The organism is Thermoplasmata archaeon (assembly GCA_035622275.1).
Lineage (GTDB): Archaea > Thermoplasmatota > Thermoplasmata > Lutacidiplasmatales > UBA184 > Lutacidiplasma.
The window spans coordinates 1-19843 of record DASPVQ010000029.1 but is presented as its reverse complement, the minus strand read 5'-3'; the positions used below and the strand labels follow the sequence as shown (position 1 = coordinate 19843).

Here is a 19843-nt window from a genome sequence, read left to right as displayed (position 1 = left end):
ACTTTATGGTCGGCGACCGTAGCCGACCCGGGCCGGAGGCGCCGATCGATGCACAGGCCCCCCCACTTCGCGCTCTCGCTGCTGGTGCTCGTGGGGGTCACCCTGCTGCTGGCAGCGAGCGTTCCATCGGTCAGCGTCGGTGGGGCCGCCGGGGCGCCGCCGACGGGGCTCGCGCGGAGCCCGGGGTCCTCGGGTGCCCTCCCCGGCCCGCACCCTCTGACGGAGTCCTTCGGAGCAGTGCAGCGAACGCTGATCCTCTACAATCAGTCGAGCGTACCGGGGAACGTCTGGGCCGACTTCACGAGCAGTCCTGGAGCCGTCGCGTACGATCCGGCGAACGGGACGGCGTGGGCGACCTCCGTCCAGGCGATCGACGTCCTGGACGCGGCCTCCGACAGCGGCGTCCGGCTGATCCCCGCGATCGACCCGGACGCCATCGTCTACGACAACGTCTCGAACACGATGTGGGTCACGGACGACTCGGTCTACGCGAACGTCACCGTCTACGACGCCTCCACCTACGCGATCGAGCGGACGATCCCGGTCGGCTACGACCCGGACGCCATCGCCTTCGATTGGCGCTCGGGCGACATGTTCGTCGCGAACTACGATAGCGCCAACGTGACCGTGCTCGATGCCACCGACTACGCCCTGGCCGGCACCGTGGCCGTCGGTAGCTTTCCGGACGGCGTGGCCGTCGACACCGGGCTCAACGCGGCGATCGTCGCGAACAAGGAATCGCACAACCTCACCGTCATCGACGCCGCCGATCTCGACGTGAGCGGCAGCATCGGATTCGGCGCCGCGAACTATCCCGGGACCGAGCTCTACGATCCCGAGAACGGGAGGGTCTACGTCGCCGGCTCCCAGGGTGGGGTCGGGATCGTGAACCTGAGCGTACCGTACCTCGACGGGAACGTCAGCGGACCCGGCTACGACCCCGCCGACGGCCTGGCGCTGGATCTAGCGAACGACGAACTGTTCGTTGCCGAGGAGCAGCTATGGAACGTGTCCTGGTTCGCCGCGAACTCGACCATCGAGCTCGGCTCGGTCGGGACGGGGGCCTACTCCTTCCCGCAGGGGCTGGCGTTCGATCCCGTCGATGACCTGGTCCTCGCGACCGACACCGACGGCTTCCTCTACGCCTCCTCGAACGTCACCGAGATCTCCGTGGCCACCGGCCGCCTGACCGGTTCCGTCGGCGTCGAGCGGCTCCCGACGGGGATCGCCTACAGCGCGGCGCACAACGCGGAGTACGTCTACGATGGCGGGACCGGGCGACTCTACCAGCTCGACCCCGCTTCGGACACGGTCGTCCGCAGCGCCTTCGTTGGCTACACCGGCCACGACATCCTCTACCTCTCGGGCTCGGTCGCCTACGACCCGGTCAACGACACGCTCTACGTGGGCTTCTTCGATCCGACGCCCGGGCTCAGCGGCGTGGCCGTGGTGAACGCCACGACCTTCGCGGTGACCTACCTGCCGGCGACCGATTTCGACGGGCCCAGCGGCATCGCCTACGACCCGACGGACCACGCGGTCTTCGTGGCCAACTATTACAACGAGACCGTGACGGAGCTCTCCACGCTCGGCGCGTCGGAGGTTCGCTGGATTCCCGTCGGAGACCGCCCGACCGGCGTGGTCTTCGATCCGGCGAACGACGGGCTGTATGTCTCCAACAACTTCGACGACACGGTCAGCGTCCTCGACGTCGCCGCGTCCGTGGTCGTCGCGACGGTCAGCGTCGGCGGGGGCCCGGCCGGTCTCGTCGTCGATCCCGCGAACGGCCTCGTCTACGTCGCCAACTCGCTGAGCAACAACCTCACGGCGATCTCGGGCGCCACGAACACCACCGTTCAGAACATCCCGCTGGGCCTGATCGGTTCGCCGTACTTCCTCACCTGGGATCCCGTGAACGAGACGATCATCGCGTCGTCCGCGCTCAGCGCCCCGGGCATCGCCGGGGTGAGCCTGGTCAACGCCACGAACGCCACGTTCTACGGATCGATCGCCTTGGGCGACATCGACGCCGGCGTCTCCTACGATCCGGTGGCGCAGGAGCTGTTCGCGGTCGGCGCCTACCCCGGCGCCGTGTATGCGGTCGCGCTCGGCAACGTCTCCTCGCCGACGACGCCCCTCTCGGCGACGCTGGGCGCGACGCCGGATCCCGTGCTCATCGGGAGCTCGACCACGATCCGCACCGCCACCTTCGGCGGGACCGGACCGTTCTCCTACGCGTACTCGACGCTCCCGAGCGGTTGCCCGTACGTGGACGAGGCGTCGTTCGCGTGCACGCCGGCGCGGGTCGGGCTCTACGTGATCGGCGTGAACGTGACCGGCTCCGACGCCGAGACCGCGAGCGCGACGGCGCTGCTCAACGTCACCGCCTCGAGCCTCAGCGGGGGCCTCCACGTGTCGCTGGAGCTCGACCCGGCGTCGCTCGGGCTCGGCGCCACGTCGATCGTCTCGACCGGGGTCTCGGGTGCGGTCGGAACGGTCTCGTACGCGTACCTCGACCTCCCCGGCGGCTGCTCGGCCGGCAACGTGAGCTCGTTCCCGTGCGACCCCTCCGCCGCGGGGACCTACACGCTCAAGGTCGACGTCACGACCTCCGCCGGGCAGAGCGGCAACGCGTCGGCCACCCTGACGGTCACGAGCCCGGCGGGGCCGGCCCCGGCGGGGCTTGCGCTCGTGGGGTGGATCGCCATCGGAGCGGTCGTCGTCCTGGCGATCGTCCTCATCCTCCTCGTCCTCCGACGCCGGCGGAGGGGGACGCCTGCGGCGCCGCCCCCCGTCGCCCCGTCCCCGCCACCGGGACCTCCGCCCCCGCCGCCGGCGGGCTGAAACCGGATCACCAGCGCTGGTAGCGGGAAGGATCGCGCGACTCGGCGCGGGGACCCGACCTTCGCTCGAACCGGGGCTGGGTCCGTCGGGGCGACGGTTCGGGCCGGGATCGCGGCAGCGGAGCGCCCGTGCTGGTCTCGCGGGGGATCGGGAAGCCGAGGAGCCTCTCGATGCGGGCGAGGTCCGGGAGCTCCTCGCGCGAGGCGAGCGTGAGGGCGTCGCCCCGCCGCTGGGCCCGCGCGGTGCGGCCCACCCGGTGGACGTAGATCTCGGGCTCGTGCGGCACGTCGTAGTTCACGACGTCCGTGACGCCCTCGACGTCGATCCCGCGCGCGGCGATGTCCGTCGCCACCAGGACGCGCGCCCGGCCCTGCCGGAACCCTTCGAGCGCCCGGATCCGCTGGGCCTGGCTGCGGTTGCCGTGGATGACGCTCGCCGGCACGCCCGCCTGCGAGAGCTGGCGCGCCAGGCGGTCGGCGCGGTGCTTGGTCCGCGTGAAGACGAGGACGCTCGCGCGGCTCGGGTCGCGCAGGGCCGCGACCAGCGCGCTGGTCTTCTGGTCCGGCGCGACCTCGATCGCGCGGTGGGTCACTCCGACCGCCGCGACCGTCGGCGCGTCCGCCCGGATGATGTGCGGATCGTGCAGGAACTCCTGGGCGAGCCGAACGACCTCGGCCGGCATGGTCGCGCTGAACAGCATCGTCTGGCGGCGGCGCGGCAGCCGGCCGAGGATCCGGCGCACGTCGGGCAGGAAGCCCATGTCGAGCATCCGGTCGGCCTCGTCCAGGACGAGGATCTCGAGGCGGTCGAAGTGCACGTACCCGCGCTGCAGGTGGTCGAGCAGGCGGCCCGGGGTCGCCACGATGATCTCCGCGCCGCCTCGGAGCGCCTTCTCCTGGTCGGCCATCCCGACGCCGCCGTAGACGGCCGCGCCCCGCAGGCGGGTGTGGCGGCCGAGCTGCCGGAGGAACCCCTCGGCCTGCAGCGCGAGCTCTCGGGTGGGCGTGAGGACCAGCGCGTAGATCGCCCCGCGCGGCCGGTCGAGCAGACGCTCCAGGATCGGAAGGAGGAAGGCGGCGGTCTTGCCGGTGCCGGTCTGCGCGGTGCCGATGAGGTCGCGTCCCTCCACCGCATGGGGGATCGTGCCCTGCTGGATCGGCGTGGGCTCCCGGTAACCCATCTCCTGCACGCCCCGCCGCAGGGCGGCATCGAGCGGCAGATCGTCGAACGTTCGGGCCGGGCTCGGGCGGCTATTCTTCGATGGGGCGTCGGTCATCTGGGTCTCGGGCGCCCCAATCGGCCGGAGCAAACGGGGGGTTCCGGGTCGCGCGTTCCACGAGGGGCTGGCTTATAGGCTGATTGGCCGCGCGTGTCGCCCTAGCGCGGCACGCTCAGCCGGTCGGGCCGGCCCTGGAGGGGGGCCCTCGAGCCGCCTCGCCGGCCGAGGCGAACAGCACCCCTTCCGCTACTTTCGGTAGGAACATCGTCGACTTCTCGGCCATCACCTGGCCGCGCTCGAACGCGCGCTGTTCCACGCCCCGGGCGCTCAGCCCCGGCAGCAGGATCGCCGTCCCCGCGTCGTCCGGCCCGGACCCTCGCGCGAGCTCGAGGGCTCGGCGGGGGGAGCGCACGAACTGCAGGTCCTCGGGGTCGAGCTCGAGGATGTCGTCCAGGAATCCGTGCAGGAGGTCGAAGTCGGCGCCGGCGTCCTCGCTTGCCGGACCGTGGACCTCATACGCGGCGTCTCGCGATGCGGCCACGAAGCCCCGGACTCCCGAAGCCCGCATGCGGTGCAGCCTCTCGATCGCAGCCTCCGCGGTGAGCGGGCCCGGCATCGAGAGCACGGCGTCGAAGTGCAGCCGAGCAGCCTCGATCAGCGCCGGGAAGGCTCGCGCCCGGGCCGGCAGCACCCGATGCCAGGGGAGGAGCCGGAGCGCGCGATCCTCCCCGTCGACGAGCATCACGAGCGGCGCGCTCGGGCGGCCGTCGTAGAAGCGTCGGGCCGCGGCGGTGAAGCGGTGGTGCCCGTCCAGGATCAGTAGACGCAGGGGAGCGGTCGCCGCGGCGAGCGCCTCGAGCTCGGACGGATCGTCGATGCGCCAGAGTCGGTGGGTCGTCTCGCCGAGCGTCGCCTCGACGACCGGGGGTCGGGCGCCCTCGAAGGCGAGGCGCCGCCGGTCGATGCCGAGGAGGCCCTCGAGCCGGTCGTTGAGCCGGTGGTCGGCTGCATGATAGCCGGCGAGGATCGGCGCGAACGACATGCCGGTCGCCTCCGTGAGGGCGACGCGCTCCGCGACGCGGTCGGCGAACGTCCGTTCGTGGAGCGCGACCAGGCCGTGCGCGAGCCGCTCGAACGGCAGCGCGCCGACCAGCCCGAGCAGCAGGTACTCCGGACGCCGCTCGTCCGCCGGTAGTGCTTCCCGGATGTCGTCGGGCGGCACGTACCGGATGCCGTAGACGTAGAAGGCCGGCGTCGGATCCTGCCGGAAGGCTCCCGAGGCGAGCGCCCGTCGGAGGTTCCCGCTCGCGCGCTCGAGGAAGTCCGCCAGCGACAGCGATCGCGGCCGGGGCACGAAGCCCGCCGCGTTGTTCGGGTCGGCCGAGGCGTAGCGGGCAAGCTCGTCGTCGGTCATCGTGTCGTAGACCGGGCAGACGAGCCGTCGCGGATCGCCGCTGGCGGGGTCCGGGTGGAAGGCACGGAACGGGCGCAACTCGACCAATTTCCGTAACCCCGCCGAGCGAGCCCGTGGGGCGGATAAGGGCGCTTGCCGCGCCCGCCGCCCTAGGCGCTCGGCGGCGGTCGGAAAGCGGTCGGGATCGTGAACGGCGATCGGAACGGCCGACCGGTGATGCCCGAGACGAGGTCGGCGAGTCCGAGCAGGATCAGGCCGACGGCGAGCAGCAGCACGAGCGTCAGCAACGCCGCGACCGTGTCGAACAGCACCACGACCGCGGCGAGGATCCCCACCGCGCCCAGCACCGCACCCATGCCCCGGTACCATCCGGGCTCTCCCGCATGGCCGGCGGCCACGCCGAGCCAGCTGAACCCGATCAGCATGAAGCCCACGCACAGGAGGACAATGAGCACCAGCAGGGCGACGACGGCGAAGAACGGCACTGCGATCACGAGGAAGGCGAGCACGATCGCTATCGTGCCGGCGGCGCCATCCAGCCCCCGCTGCCAGCCCTTGCGATCCGGCCGGGCCCACGCGCGCGTCAGACGCCAGAGTCCGAGCCACAGGAGCGCGAGGGCGAACAGGAAGACCGCGAGCGCGAGGCCGAGGCCCGGGTCGGCGAGCGCGATCGCCGCCAGCCCAATGGCGAGAACTCCGGCAAAGATCTCCAGCGCGCGATGCCACGTCGGCTGTGGTCCTGCGGCGGGTGGGGGGGTGGAGGCCGGCCCAATCGGCGCCGAGGTCGAGTTCATGGTCGCGCGAACTCCGTCCGGTCTATAACGGCGAGCCCGCGGGCGGGCGGCCTCCCCCGGCCCCGCGGGAGTGCCGCCCGGAGCGTGCCCGCAGGATTTATTGCCGCGTCGCGGCCCTTTTTATCCTGCCTGACGGGGCGGTCGGCCCCGGGAGCGAAGCCGAGTGAGCGCCCCGCGACGAGCCCGCTCCGCGACCGTTCGGCCCGGACGGACGACCGATCGACTCCGCCCCGGCGCTCCGTCGCAGGCGACCCGCCCGCTCGTGCTGGTCCTCCTGGCGTTCGCCCTGTCCGTCGGTACGATCAGCCTCGTAGGGGTCGCGACGCCGGCGGCGCGCGATCTCTCGGCGGCCGGGGCGGCCCACGCTCCCGGGCATTTCGTTCCCATGCTCGGCGATCCTGCGTCCGTCGAGATCGAGCCGACGGCGGCCTACCCCGGCGCCCTCGTCAACTTCTCGGGGACCGGCTTCGGCAACGAGAGCGCGGTCAACATCACCTTCGCCGACCAGGTCATCACCTGCGGGGACAGCACCACGAACGTCTCGAACTCGAGCGGCGCGTTCTGGTGCCACTTCCCGGTCCCCCTGGCGTTCCCGGCGGGCGCCTATCCGGTGTTCGCCAACGAGTCCACGAACATGTCGTTCGCCGACTTCACGATCAAGAACGCGACGCTGACGCTGTCGCCCGATTCCGAGTACGTCTCCAACACCACCAAGGCGACCGGGGTCGGCTACTCGCCGTCGACCGCCCTCACCCTCAAGGTCGACACGAAGACGGTCTCGAGCTGCAAGTCCGGCTCGCTCACCACGGACGCGAGCGGCGACCTGGACTGCAAGTTCACCATCCCCGTGGTGCCCGCCGGCGCGGCCACGGTCAGCGCCGACGACTCGGTCCACAACGCCACGACGGCGTTCACGGTGAACGCCCCCACGCTCCTGCTGACCCCCACTTCGGGGCAGATCGGTTCGAGCGTGGAGGCGACGGGGCAGGGCTACGCCCGAAGCAAGGTGCTCGACCTCAAGTTCGGCACCGTCAGCATCAAGCAGTGCACCGCGGGCAGCAACGAGACCAACAGCAGCACCGGGTTCTTCGACTGCACGTTCACGGTTCCGGGCATACTCGCCGGGTCGGTCGTCGTCAACGCGTCGGACGGGACGAACCACGCCCTGGCCGACTTCACGGTCGGGGAGCCCACGCTCTCGATCGCTCCGACGACCGGGTACGTCGCCTCCGCGGTCACCGCGACCGGCAGCGGGTTCGCGCCGGATACGGTGCTCACCGTGGCGTTCGACGCCGTCCCGATCACCCAGTGTGCCGACGCGACCAGCAACAAGACGAGCAGCTCGGGGGATTACGACTGCGACTTCAGCGTGCCCGCGGTGCCCGCCGGTACCCAGACCCTGGCCGCCGCGGACAAGAACAACTCGGCGTCCGCCACGTTCCTGGTCGAGTCTCCGACACTGAACGTCGCGCCGTCCGAAGGGACCGTCGGGTCCACCACCACGGTCTCGGGCACCGGTTTCGGTCCCGGTCGAACGATCGCGCTGACGTTCTCGGGCGCGGGGATCGCTGCCTGCTCGTCCGGTTCGCTCACCGTGAATTCGACGGGCGGCTTCCGCTGCAGCTTCACGGTCCCCGAGGTGCCGGGAGGCGCCGAGGCGATCGGCGCGGGCGACGGCATCAACGGTGCGACCGGCTCGTTCGACGTCGAGGCGTCGCTCGGGCTGAGCCCCGTGAGCGGCCCCGTCGGCTCGACCGTCACGGCGAACGCGACCGGCTTCGCCGCGCAGTCGGCCTTCGCGATCGAGTGGAACGGGACCACCCCCGTCTGCTCGGGCACGACGGCGACGAACGGTAGCCTTTCCTGCCCGTTCCTCGCCCCCGTGGTCCCCGCCGGGCCGGCGACCGTCAGCGCGACCGTCGGCGCCTTCAGCGCGACGGCGACGTTCACCATCGTTCCGGGCGTCTCGATCGTTCCCAACTCGGGCCCGGTCGGATCCTCGGTCTCGGTCGAGGGCGGCGGGTTTGCCGCCAACGCTGCCTTCTCGGTCACGTGGAACACCACGGTCACGCTCTGCGGCGGAGAGGTCAGCGACATCGGCATCATCACGTGCGTCGCGACGATCCCCTACGCGCCCGCCGGACCCTACGTCGTGAGCGTGACCGACCACACCCACACGGCGGTCACCTCGTTCGCGATCACCCCCGCCGTCGCGCTCTCCGCGTCGAGCGGGGTCTCCGGTGCCACCGTGAATGTCGCGGGCACCGGTTTCGACGCCGACCAGGCGATCTCGCTGCTCTGGGACTCCGAGGTGCTGCTCTGCTCGGGGACGACGAACGGTTCCGGTGGTTTCGGCTGCACGTTCGTCGTGCCCGAGTCGATCGGCGGCGACCACACGATCACGGCGGTCGAAGGCGCCTACGCTCCGAGCGCCACGTTCGTGGTCAGCTCCGACCTGATCCTGATCCCGAGCTCGGGGAGCGTCGGCACCTCGGTGACCGGTGCGGGCACGGGATTCGCCGCCGGGACGAGCTACTCGGTGAGCTGGAGCTCGGGCGCGGTCGTCTGCGCCGGAGTGACCAACAGCTTCGGAGGCTTCAGTTGCGCGTTCACGGTCCCGGCCACGCCGGCCGGGCCCGCCGGCGTGCTCGCGGGCTCCGGGACGGACGAAGCGGGCACGAACTTCGACATCCAGCCGTCGCTCGGCCTCTCGCTGACCTCCGGAGTCGTGGGAGCGACGGTCGTCGCGACGGGCGCCGGGTTCGCCGCGAACGTCGCGGTGAACGTCTCCTGGGGGCTCGGGCCGGTCCTGTGCGCGAACCTCACCTCGGCCGTCGGCGGTTTCTCGTGCACGTTCACGACGCCGGCGGCCGTGGCCGACGTCTACGGGATCGTAGCTGCGGAGGGTGGACTCTCCGCGTCGGCGTCATTCTCCCTCATCCCCGGCGCCGCGCTCTCCCCTGGGAGCGGCGCCGCCGGCGCGCTCGCCCAGCTTTCCGGTAGCGGGTTCGACGCCGATCAGACCTACACGGTCAGCTGGAACGCCTCGAAGGTGCTGTGTAGCGGCACCACGAGCGCGACCGGGGCCTTCGCCTGCTCGTTCGTCGTGCCCGGCGGCGCTCCGGCCGGGGTCCATCCCGTGACGATCGCCGAGGGCAACCACACCCTGACGGTCGAGTTCACGGTCACCGGCTCGACCGTTCCGCCGCCGGCGTCGACCGGCAGCTTCCCGTGGTGGATCGTCGTGGTCGCGGCGGTCGTGATCGGACTCCTGTTCGTCCTCCTGATGGTGTTCGACCGGCGCCGCCGCGGGACGCGCCCGTCCCGGGCGGCGTCGCGCGCTCGCCCCGTCGCGCCGTGGGAGGAGGCGGCCCCGGCGGCCGGGGTCCACCCGTCGGGTCCGACGGCCTCCGCACCCCCCGCGCCGCGCGGGCCGGCCGACGGATTCTCCCGGCCAGCACCGTCCGCCCCCGCCCCGCCACCCCCGGTCGAGCCGCCGGTCGAGGACATCGATGCCCAGATGGCGCGGCTCCAGCGCATGAGCGAGCGGATGTTCAAGAAGAAGCCCCACGAGCTCGGGGACACTCAGAACCCCGAGGTGCCGACCGACGAGCCCTGATGGAGATCGCGCGGCCCGCGCGGGGTCAGCGGTGGCTCAGCGGGACGAACGGATCGTCCAGTCGTAGCGCCGCAGCCGCTGCCGATCCTCGCGGAACATCGGGTGGTCCGCCGGGAGCTCGACGGTGTCCCGGTACTCCGCCCCGAGCTTCTCCACCGTGCGGCGCGAAGCGGCGTTGCTCGGTTCCAGCGTGATCCGCAGGCGATCGAATCCGTGGGCGAGCGCCACGGAGCGCACCAGACGGCAGGCGCGCTCGGCGTAGCCATGGCCCCGGTGGGCCTCCTCGACCTGGTAACCGAGATGTCCGGCCATTTCCAGGAGCGGCGTGTGTCCGACTCGAAAACGAAGCTGGCCGACCGGATCGCCGCTCCCGTGCAGTTCGATGCGGTACCGGTACATCGGCGCGTGCCCTTTCTCGGGGTCCGCCGGCTCGCGCGACTCGATCACGAGGTCGACGACCCCGTCGGTCAGGCGGTCCGGGCTGAGGAACTCGAACGCCATCGGCCGCTCCCGACCGAGCTCGCGCGGAAAACGGCTCGGGTTCCCGGGGGCGGGGCGCCCGGGCACTGGGACCCCGGAACCGGCGGAGGGCCCGGGGCCCCGGACGGCGGCCGCGACCCCCGGCCCCGGACCCGGGCACCGGGCGTCCGCCTCCCGGGCCATTATGTGTGCCCGTGCCTCCGTGCGCCCGGCGGAGGGCTCAGCACAGCCGATGGCGCCGGCGGGGTCGGGACCGGGATCCTTCCGGGTCGCGCTCGTCCAGATGTCGGAGACGCCGGATCCGGACGAGAACCTCGAGCGTGCGGTCCAGCACCTGCGCGTTGCTAAGGAGCGGAGCGCCGACCTCGTCGCGCTCCCCGAGCTGTTTCGATCGCAGTACTTCTGCCAGCGGGAGGATCACGCGATGTTCGCGCTCGCCGAACCGATCCCGGGACCGACGGTCGAGCGGCTCACGGAAGAGGCGAAACGCCTCTCGGTCGCGGTGCTCGCCCCCGTGTTCGAGCGCCGGGCGCCCGGCGTCTACCACAACGCGGTGGCGGTGATCGATCGCGACGGCCGCCTCGCGGGGATCTACCGCAAGATGCACATTCCCGATGACCCGCTCTACTTCGAGAAGTTCTACTTCGCGCCGGGCGACCTCGGCTTCCGTTCGTTCCCGCTGACCGTCGGTCGGGTCGGGGTGCTCATCTGCTGGGACCAGTGGTATCCGGAGGCGGCGCGCCTGACCGCGCTCACGGGCGCCGAGCTGCTCGCGTATCCGACCGCGATCGGCTGGCACCCGGGCGAGAAGGCGGAATTCGGGGAGGCCCAGCATGACGCCTGGCGGACGGTCCAGCGGGCCCACGCGATCGCGAACGGCGTGTACGTCGCGGTGGCGAACCGGGTCGGCCTCGAGCACGGGGACGTGCGCGGGGACCGCGCCGCCGGCCCGGGGATCGAGTTCTGGGGCGGCTCGTTCGTCGCCGACCCGTTCGGACGGGTGCTCGTCGAGGGATCCCACGACCGAGAGGAGGTCCTGGTCGCGGACGTGGACCCGCGGGTGGTGGAGCGGACGCGTCAGCACTGGCCGTTCCTGCGGGACCGTCGGGTCGACGCCTACGGCGCCCTCACCCGCCGGTTCCTGGACGAGTCCGGCGGGCCCGGATGAGCCCGCGGAAGGCCGCTCCGAGCCCTGCGCGGCTCGGCTACCGTATGCCCGCCGAGTGGGAGCCGCACGAGGCGACGTGGATCGCCTGGCCCCACCAGGGCGACGACTGGCCCGGCCGTCTCGGCGTGGTCCGCTGGACGTTCGTGGAGATCGTCCGGCAGCTCGCCCGCGGTGAGACCGTCGAGATTCTCTTCCCCGATCGGCGCCAGGCCCGGCACGCGATGCGGCGGCTCGAGCACAGTCACGTCGAGCTCGATCGGGTGCGCGCCCACCTCCTGCCCACCGACCGGAGCTGGATGCGGGACTCGGGGCCCACGTTCGTCCGGCGGTCGGGCTCGGCGCCCGCGGATCGCGCGTCCGTCGCCCTGATCCAGTGGAAGTTCAACGCCTGGGCCAAGTACCCCGACTGGCACCGCGACCGTCGGGTGCCCCCGTGGATCGGGCGGCACCTCGGCCGGCCCCTCTATCGGGCGCGGTGGCGGGGCCGATGGGTGACCCTCGAGGGGGGAGCGATCGACGTGGACGGCGCCGGGCTCTTGCTCGCGACCGAGGCGTGCCTGCTCGGCGGACCGAACGTGCGCAACCCCGGTCTCGGACGCGCGGCGACCGAGTCGGCCCTTCGCGCGAACCTCGGGATCGAGGAGGTCGTCTGGCTCGGAGAGGGGATCGACGGCGACGACACCCAGGGCCATATCGACGATCTCGCGCGGTTCGTGGGACCGGCCTCGGTGCTCGTGGTCAGTCCGTACGGCGAAGACGACGAGAACCGCGGGGTGCTCGAGCAGAACCGGGACCGGCTGGAGCGCTTCCGCACCCGTCACGGCCGGCGGCTCGTGGTGCGCGAGCTGCCCAGCCCCCGTCCGGTCGTCTATCGGGGGCAGCGACTGCCGGCGAGCTATGCGAACTTCTACGTGGCCAACGGTTCCGTCCTCGTCCCGACCTTCGATGACCCCCACGACGGCGCGGCGATGGACGTCCTGCGGGGCGCCTTCCCGGACCGCGAGGTGGTCGGGATCCGATCGCGGGATCTGGTCTGGGGGCTCGGGACGATCCACTGCCTGACCCAGCAGCAGCCCGCGGCGGTGGGCGGGCGCTGAACGCCCGAAACCCCCTCGCCCCGACCGCGTTCCGCGACCCTGCTCGGAGCGCTTAACTCCGCACGGGGGAGTTCGGAGGCATGAGCGAAGGGCGCCGTCGGCTCGCCGCGATCATGTTCACGGACATGGTCGGCTACTCCGCCCTCGCGCAGGCGAACGAGGCGACCGCGCTCGCGGTCCTCGACCGTCACAACCGTCTGCTCCGCCCGATCTTCGCCACGTTCGCGGGGCGGGAGGTCAAGACCGTCGGCGACGCCTTCCTCGTCGAGTTCGACAGCGCGCTCGAAGCGACGCGCTGTGCGGTGGCGATCCAAGGCGCGCTCGCCGAGTACAACGCTTCCGCCACCGAGGACTGGCGCATCCGGATCCGGATCGGAATCCACGTCGGGGAGGTCGTGCCCACGCATGGGGATGTCCTCGGCGACGCCGTGAACATCGCGTCGCGGATCCAACCGCTGGCCGAGCCGGGCGGCATCTGCCTCTCGCAACAGGTGTACGATCAGGTGGAGAACAAGCTCGACGTCGCGTTCGAGAAGCTGCCGCCGGCGCGGCTGAAGAACATCCGGCTCCCGCTCAGCGTCTGGCGGATCCTCCCCGGCGGAGACCGCGGCGCGGGGGCCGCGGCCCCCGCGGACGGGGACACGCGACACCTCGCGGTCCTCCCGCTCGCGAACATCAGCCCCGACCCCGGCGACGGCTACTTCGCGGACGGACTCACGGAGGAGCTCATCTCGGTCCTGTCCCAGGTGCGCGGGCTCAGCGTCATCGCACGGACCTCCGTCACGCCGTACAAGAACGCGCCGAAGTCGATCGCCGAGGTCGGCCGCGAGCTGGGGGTCGACACGGTGCTCGAGGGCAGCGTTCGCAAGGCCGGGACCCGCATCCGGATCACGCTGCAGTTGATCGATGTCGCGAGCCAGCGGCACATCTGGGCGAGCAGCTACAACCGCGAGGTCGACGACGTCTTCGCCGTTCAGGCGGATATCGCGGGGCGGACCGCCGAGGCGCTCCGGCTCCAGCTCGCCCCGTCGGAACGACCGTCGGCGGCGCGCCGGGGCACCCAGAACCCGGCGGCCTACGACCTCTACCTGCGAGGGCTCGTCGCCTCGAGCGAGCGGCACAAGCACAGCTACGAGGAGGCGGTCCGTTTCTTCGAGCGCGCGACCGAGCTCGATCCGACCTTCGCCGAGGCCTACGCGGCGTGGGCGCAGCTGTACGTGACCGTCGCCGGCGACGTGGTGGCGATGCGTAAAGTCATCCCTCGGGCGCGCGAGCTCGTCGACCGGGCGCTGGCGCTCGACCCGAACTCCTCCGACGCCCATGCGGCCCTCGCGAACTTGATCTTCCAGTCCGACCACGACTGGTCCCGCGCGGAGGCGGAGTTCCAGACCGCGATCGCGCTGAACCCGAGCAACGTGGCCGCCTACCGCTTCTACGCGCTGCTTAACATGGCGCTCGCGCGCTGGGACCTCGCGAAGGAGAACTTCCGGCAGGTCGTTCGCCTCGACCCGAGCGGCGGCGCCGCGACCTCCCTCGCGTGGGCGGAGTTCGAGTCGGGCAACGGCGACGAGGCGATCCGCCTGTTGCGCGACGAGCGCACCGATCCCGCCGACGCCGCCGGTCACCACAACTTTCTCGGGCTGATCTACCTCGCGACGGGCCACCGCGCGGAGGCGGTCGCCGAGGCCGACTCCCCGATGCCGGGCGCGACGGAAGAGCAGCGCTTCGATCGCGCGCTCCTCAACGCGCTGATCGGTCGGCCCAAGGACGCCCGCGACATCCTGGCCGAGGTCGCCCGCCGCGAGTGGAAGTCGTACATGTCCCGAACCTACCTCGCCATGCTCCTCTCGGTCCTCGGCGAGGCACCGACGGCGCTCGATCTGCTCGAGGCGGACTACGTCGACGGCGAGCGGGTCTTCTGGCTCTGGTACCGGGGTCTCTTCTTCGATCCGATCCGTCGGGACCCCCGGTTCGTCGCCCTCCTCCGGCGCTACGGGCTGCCGACCGACCCGATCCCGAACCGACTCGTCTAGGGCGGCGCCGGCCCGGCCGGACGGGGCGCCGGCGGGACGTCGCCGGCGCCGAGACGGCCGTAAAGTGAAGCCTTATAGCGGAGGAGCGCGCCAGTGCATGGTGCGTATTGATACACATCATGTCTGGGCAGCGGAACCGCACGCATTCTCGATCGTTCGCGTCGCTGGTGGCGATCCTCGTGACCGCCGGCGCGCTCGTGGTGCCGCTCGGAGCGCTCGGCGCACCCGCGCCCCCCACCTCCGAGCACCCGGCCGCCCCGCGGGCCGGGGTCGCACCCGCGAGCGAGGGGGGTCGGGCGCCGATCCCCTTCCTGCCGGTCCGCGTCCATCCCATCGGTCTGGCCGCGCCCGCCACGGTCGACCCCAGCGGCTACTACTCGAGCGAGCCCGCGCCGATGGGAATCGCGGACTTCGGCGTCGGGGCGAACGGCCAGCCCTACGAGTACAACTCCACCGAGTTCCTCGGCAACTTCTCCTATCGATCGCTCGACCTCGAGGCGGACAGCAACTACCAGTACAGCGACCAGCTCAACGTCGTCCTGGAGTTCGTGCAGAACGGCCACAACTACGCGTACTGGATCCAGGACGTCGCCATCGTCGACTCGTCGACGATGGAGATCGGCTTCGAGGACAACATCTGGAACTTCACCACGTCCTGCCTCAACAACACCGGGGTCAGCGGCAACGGGACTGTCTATCCCTACAGCGGCTGCGAGGGCTACTACGCAGTGAGCGCGACCACCCAGCCGGGAGCCTACCGAACCCTGCCGAGCCCCGGCGACTACGGCCTGCTCGTGCGCTCCTACCGGGGAGCCCACGCCGAGCCCGAGGTCGCCTTCGAGTACTGGGACATGGTGACGAACCACTACGTCACCTACGACAACGTGGTGTGGCCCTGGGCGAAGACCGTCTCGGCTGACAACAACTTCCTGGTCGACGGGAACCTCTACAATCCGATCGGTCTGTTCTACGACGCGGAGTTCTCCCTCGGCGGTCCCGGCAACGGCGCGGCGACGCAGGCCGAGAACGCGACCCACGCGACGTCCCGGCTGCTCTACTGGAACGGCCACAACTTCGAGGCGCCACCCGCGGTCTGGAACTTCGGGGCGAACACGGCGGAGGCGGTCAGCAACATCCAGTCGATCTTCACCAGCGACGCCGCCGGTCTCCCGCTGACGCTCCAGCTCAACGGCACCGCCCGCAACGCGACGCCTGAGCAGGCGTATACCCAGAACCGGGTCGGGACCCTGGCGATCTCGGCGCCGGGGATCGCCGCCGGGACAGTCGCCATCCCCGGGGACACTTGGGCGTTCGTCAACGACTCGGCGACGCTCACCCTCGTGCCGGGCACCTACCACGTCTGGGTGAACTCGAGCAGCGCCAGCCACGATCTCGGCGAGTGCGAGATCAAGGCGAAGGCGACGCTCAACGTGACCGACACCGGCTCCTGCGGCCCGGAGGTCAGCACCCCCACCGCCTCGCCGTCGGGCGTGGATGTCGCCCAGTCCGTCACGTTCCACTCGACGCTCGTCGCGTCGGGCACCGGCGGAGACACCTACGCCTGGAAGACCGCCCCATCGGGGCTCGGATGCACCGCCTCCTCCTCGCTCTCGCTCTCCTGCACTCCGAGCGATTCGGGCAGCTACTCGGTGAACGTCACCGTCACCGACTCCGGCGGCCAGTCCGCCACGAGCGCCAGCCTCTCCTTCTCCGTCGACTCCGACCCGAGCGTCGCGACGCCGAGCCCGAGCCGTGCGAGCGCCGAAACCGGCCAACCGGTCACCTTCACGGCCGCGCCGAAGGGCGGCGCCACCCCGTACAACTATAGCTGGAGCGGCCTCCCCGGGCCCTGCACGGGGGCCGGGACGGCGAGCCCCACCTGCACCCCCGCCACCGCGGGCAGCTACTCGATCTCGGTCGCCGTGACCGACGCGAACGACTTCCGCGTGGTCAGCGCGAGCCTCTCGTTCACCGTCCTCTCCGGCCCGTACGCCCCCGTCCCGTCCGCGAGCCCCGCCGATTCGATCGATGTCGGGCAGGCGGTGACCTTCTGGTCGAACGCCTCCGGCGGCTCCGGCGACTACACCTACGCCTGGTCGGGTCTGCCGATCGGCTGTCTCTCGGTATCCGCGCCCGAAGTCCGCTGCGTCCCGTCCGACGCCGGTGCCGCGTCGGTGAGCGTGAACGTGACGGACTCGGACGGCGGCAGAGCGGCCAGCGGGCCGCTGCCCTACCCGGTGGACGCGGATCCCTCGATCGCCAGCGTGCGGGCGATCCCCTCCGCCGTGGACGTCGGCCAGGAGATCGAGCTGAACGTCTCGGGACTCAGCGGCGGGGCCGCCCCGTTCGACTTTGACTGGACCGGCCTTCCGACCGGATGCAGCGCCAGCGACGTCTCCACCATCTCCTGCGACCCGAGCGCTCCGGGGGACGGCACCGCTAGCGTCACCGTCACCGACTCCAACGGGCTCAGCGTCAACGGCACGGTGGGCTACTCGGTCTATTCCGACCCCTCGGTCGCCGCCCTCGTGGGGTCTCGGGCGAGTGCCGACGTCGGCCAGGCGGTCACGTTCGACGTTCAAGGCGCCGGAGGCGGGCAGGCTCCGTACCGCTACGACTGGACCGGCCTACCGCCGGGCTGCGCGGTCTCCGATATGCCCGACATCGACTGCGTGCCCAGCGGTCCGTCGGCCGGAGTCGTCTCGGTCTACGTGACGGACGCCGACAACTTCACGGTCTCCGCGTCGGTCCCCTTCACGGCGTACGAGGACCCTACCGTCTCCGCTCCGACCGCCTCGCCGACGACCGGGGCGGTGGGGGAATCGGTCACCTTCTCCGCCGCGACGACCTCGGGCTCCGGCTCCCTTGAGTTCGCCTGGGCGGGCCTGCCGCCGGGGTGCGCGGCCGCGAACGCGTCGTACATCAGCTGCTCTCCAAGCGCCGCGGGCCGCTACGCGGTTTCGGTAACGGTGACCGACTCGGACGGAGTCTCGGCGGTCAGCGCGGGTCTCACCTACGAGGTTTCGAGCGCTCCCACGGGCGGCGCTCCGCTCACGGGACTCGAGGGGTACGCTCTCTTCGGCGGCCTGCTGGCGCTCGCCGCCGCCTCGCTCGCCCTGCTCGCCCACGCCGTCCGCCGAGGTCGAGCGCCTCGGGCTTCGCGACCGCCGCCCACTCGCGCGGTGCGAGCTCCGGCGAGGCCGCCGGCCCGCCGCTAGGGACCGCGAAGGCTCGGCGCCTGCCCCGGCGGCACCGGCTCAGCCGGCGTTCACGCACGATCCATCGAGATCGGTATCCGGCGCGAGGCATAGCGGAGGATCGCGATCGCGGGGATCGCCGGCAGTACGAGCAGCACCCACTCGAGCAGCGGGTTGGCGACAGCGGTGAGCACGGCCCCCCCGAAGAAGATCGACGCGAGGCCGGCCGCGCCGAGGAACGTGTTGAAGGCCCCGTTGTAGGCGCCGACCTCGCCGGCGGGGGCCAGGTTCGATGGCAGCGTGGTCGACGGGATCGAGACGACGTTCTCCCCCATCGTCAGGATGACCACCGCGACGAGGAACAGGATCGCGGGCAGGAGCGCCCAGAGCGCCGCGACGCCGAGCAGGAGGTAGGCGATCACATACAACACAACGCCTCCGATCGCGATGCTCGTGTGCCGCCGGCCGAGCAAGCGCTCGGTGGTGAACGACTGGGCCACGACCACCAGGACGCCGTTCATCGCGAGACCGATCCCCAGCAGGAAGTAGCTGATCCCGAGCTTGTTGTGGACGAAGAGGGAGAACGTGACGTTCCACTGCCCGACCGCAAGGTAGGCGAGCGCGAAGCCGGTCGCGACGACGAGCGCGGTCCTGTCGCGGGAGAGGAGCGCCAGGCTCTGGCGCAGGGACCGCTCGGGTTTCGGCGCCGCCGGCGCGGGCTCGCGGACGGGACCCTGATGGCGCAGTCGCAGGTCGACCGGCGACGGCGCGAGGGTCGCGACGACGAACCCGGTGGCGACCGCGACGACGCCGGAGGCGACCAGCAGGGCGTCGACGAACCCGATCACCTCCACGAGCGTCCCCCCCAGGGCCGCTCCGACCGCGAAGCCCGCGTTGAAGCTGATCCGGTACCAGGTGAACGCGCGCGTCCGCTCGCTCCCCGAGCCCCAGTCGGCGATGTACGCGGAGAAGGCCGCGCTGCTGGCCGCGAGCAACGAGCCCCCGACCGTGGCGACGGCGATCGACAGCGCGAGCGAGCGTATGTCGAAGGCGTAGGCGAGTGCCGCGACGAGGATCGACTCCGTGGCCAACGCGACGATGATCAGACGGCGCCGCCCGATCCGATCGGCCCAGAGTCCGCCAGCAAAGCCGAACGGCAGCTGGACTCCGCCGATCGCGACAAAGATCACGCCGATCTCGACGTAACTGATCTGCATCACGGAGAACAGGAACAGGGCGAGGAACGGGCTGTAGAGGGCGGAGCCGAACGTTCGGATCGCCATGCCGACGGCGAGAACTCGCACGTTGCGGTCCACGGCGTCGCACCACAGGGGGGTCGCTAACTAGCTTGCGCACTGCCGGCGCACATCGCCAGTGCTGAGGGAGATGGCCCCCGCCGTGGTCGACGAATGGGTCGCCTTCCGCCGCCGGGCCGACGCTCGTCGGTCGGTCAGTCGCCGGCCCGTCGGCCCAGCAGGTGGATCAGGCCGTCGGCGAGTGTCCCCTTCCAGCAGGCGTAGTCGTGACCCCCTTCGAACTCCGCGCAGTGGACGCGATATCCGCGAGCCTCGAGCACGTCGCGCATGTGCATGACCGACCAGAGCAGCGACACGCCCATGACGGGGTCGGGGAAGCGCTCGTGGGTCCCCGCGTCGAGGTAGAACCGCACGGCGTGCCGGGGTGCTCGGGCGTACTGCTCCATCAGCGTCGACTTTCCGCCACCGGGATCGGAACATTCCCACGGGAACGCGCCGGACTGGGCCAGGACGTTCCCAAAGAGCCGTGGATACCACAGCGCGACGAAGCACGACGTCAGCGCGCCGAGGCTCGAGCCCGCGAGCACGATTCTCCGAGCGGGGACCCGTTTGTCGTACTCTCGACGCAGCAGCGGAACGAGCTCCTCGCCGACGAACCGAGCGAACGCCGGGTTGCCTGCGAGCTCCTGCCAGCGACGGTGGGCGGCGTTGCCGACCAGCAC

General features: G+C 71.3%; 12 protein-coding genes. 6 read left to right on the top strand and 6 right to left on the bottom strand.

From position 1 onward, the window contains the following. The first annotated feature begins 48 nt into the window (after nt 1–48). Nucleotides 49–2844 (top strand): YncE family protein, encoded by a 2796-nt coding sequence (locus tag VEL82_08545; protein ID HXW67904.1) that lies wholly within the window; start codon nt 49–51, stop codon nt 2842–2844. Nucleotides 2845–2851: 7 nt separating this feature from the next. On the opposite strand, the gene VEL82_08540 is transcribed toward VEL82_08545, so the two are convergent. From VEL82_08540 to VEL82_08530, 3 genes are all read right to left on the bottom strand, one after another. Beyond that, a complete protein-coding gene (locus VEL82_08540; protein ID HXW67903.1) occupies nt 2852–4120 on the bottom strand; it encodes a DEAD/DEAH box helicase in 1269 nt (422 codons plus the stop codon). A gap of 115 nt (nt 4121–4235) precedes the next feature. Next, the gene (locus tag VEL82_08535) at nt 4236–5564 is read right to left on the bottom strand and encodes a DUF1015 family protein (protein ID HXW67902.1); all 1329 of its coding nucleotides are present in this window, start codon (nt 5562–5564) and stop codon (nt 4236–4238) included. 62 nt (nt 5565–5626) lie between these two features. Continuing rightward, nucleotides 5627–6271, bottom strand: a complete 645-nt coding sequence (locus VEL82_08530) for a DUF308 domain-containing protein (protein ID HXW67901.1) — start codon at nt 6269–6271, stop codon at nt 5627–5629. 163 nt (nt 6272–6434) lie between these two features. Here VEL82_08530 and VEL82_08525 point away from each other — a divergent pair, with 163 nt between their 5' ends. Continuing rightward, nucleotides 6435–9890 carry a hypothetical protein gene (locus VEL82_08525; protein ID HXW67900.1) on the top strand — a complete coding sequence of 1152 codons (3456 nt, stop codon included), beginning with the start codon at nt 6435–6437 and terminating at the stop codon, nt 9888–9890. A gap of 36 nt (nt 9891–9926) precedes the next feature. Here VEL82_08525 and VEL82_08520 read toward each other — a convergent pair whose 3' ends face one another. Next, a complete protein-coding gene (locus VEL82_08520; GenBank protein ID HXW67899.1) occupies nt 9927–10391 on the bottom strand; it encodes a GNAT family N-acetyltransferase in 465 nt (154 codons plus the stop codon). Nucleotides 10392–10602: 211 nt separating this feature from the next. On the opposite strand from VEL82_08520, the gene VEL82_08515 reads away from it, so the two are divergent. The 4 genes from VEL82_08515 to VEL82_08500 all read left to right on the top strand — a co-directional run bounded on the left by VEL82_08515 (nt 10603) and on the right by VEL82_08500 (nt 17886). Next, the gene (locus VEL82_08515; protein ID HXW67898.1) at nt 10603–11538 is read left to right on the top strand and encodes a carbon-nitrogen hydrolase; all 936 of its coding nucleotides are present in this window, start codon (nt 10603–10605) and stop codon (nt 11536–11538) included. Next, nucleotides 11535–12635 (top strand): agmatine deiminase family protein, encoded by a 1101-nt coding sequence (locus tag VEL82_08510; GenBank protein ID HXW67897.1) that lies wholly within the window; start codon nt 11535–11537, stop codon nt 12633–12635. Before VEL82_08515 ends, VEL82_08510 begins: the two co-directional genes overlap by 4 nt. A gap of 80 nt (nt 12636–12715) precedes the next feature. Then, on the top strand, nt 12716–14668 hold the full coding sequence (locus VEL82_08505; protein ID HXW67896.1) for an adenylate/guanylate cyclase domain-containing protein: 1953 nt from the start codon (nt 12716–12718) through the stop codon (nt 14666–14668). 119 nt (nt 14669–14787) lie between these two features. After that, entirely contained in the window at nt 14788–17886 is a 3099-nt protein-coding gene (locus tag VEL82_08500; GenBank protein HXW67895.1) for a thermopsin family protease, read from the top strand. Nucleotides 17887–17936: 50 nt separating this feature from the next. Here VEL82_08500 and VEL82_08495 read toward each other — a convergent pair whose 3' ends face one another. Together VEL82_08495 and VEL82_08490 are read right to left on the bottom strand one after the other, a co-directional pair. Beyond that, entirely contained in the window at nt 17937–19181 is a 1245-nt protein-coding gene (locus tag VEL82_08495) for an MFS transporter (protein ID HXW67894.1), read from the bottom strand. Nucleotides 19182–19315: 134 nt separating this feature from the next. After that, on the bottom strand, nt 19316–19843 hold a 528-nt coding region (locus VEL82_08490; protein ID HXW67893.1), incomplete at its 5' end, for an alpha/beta hydrolase-fold protein.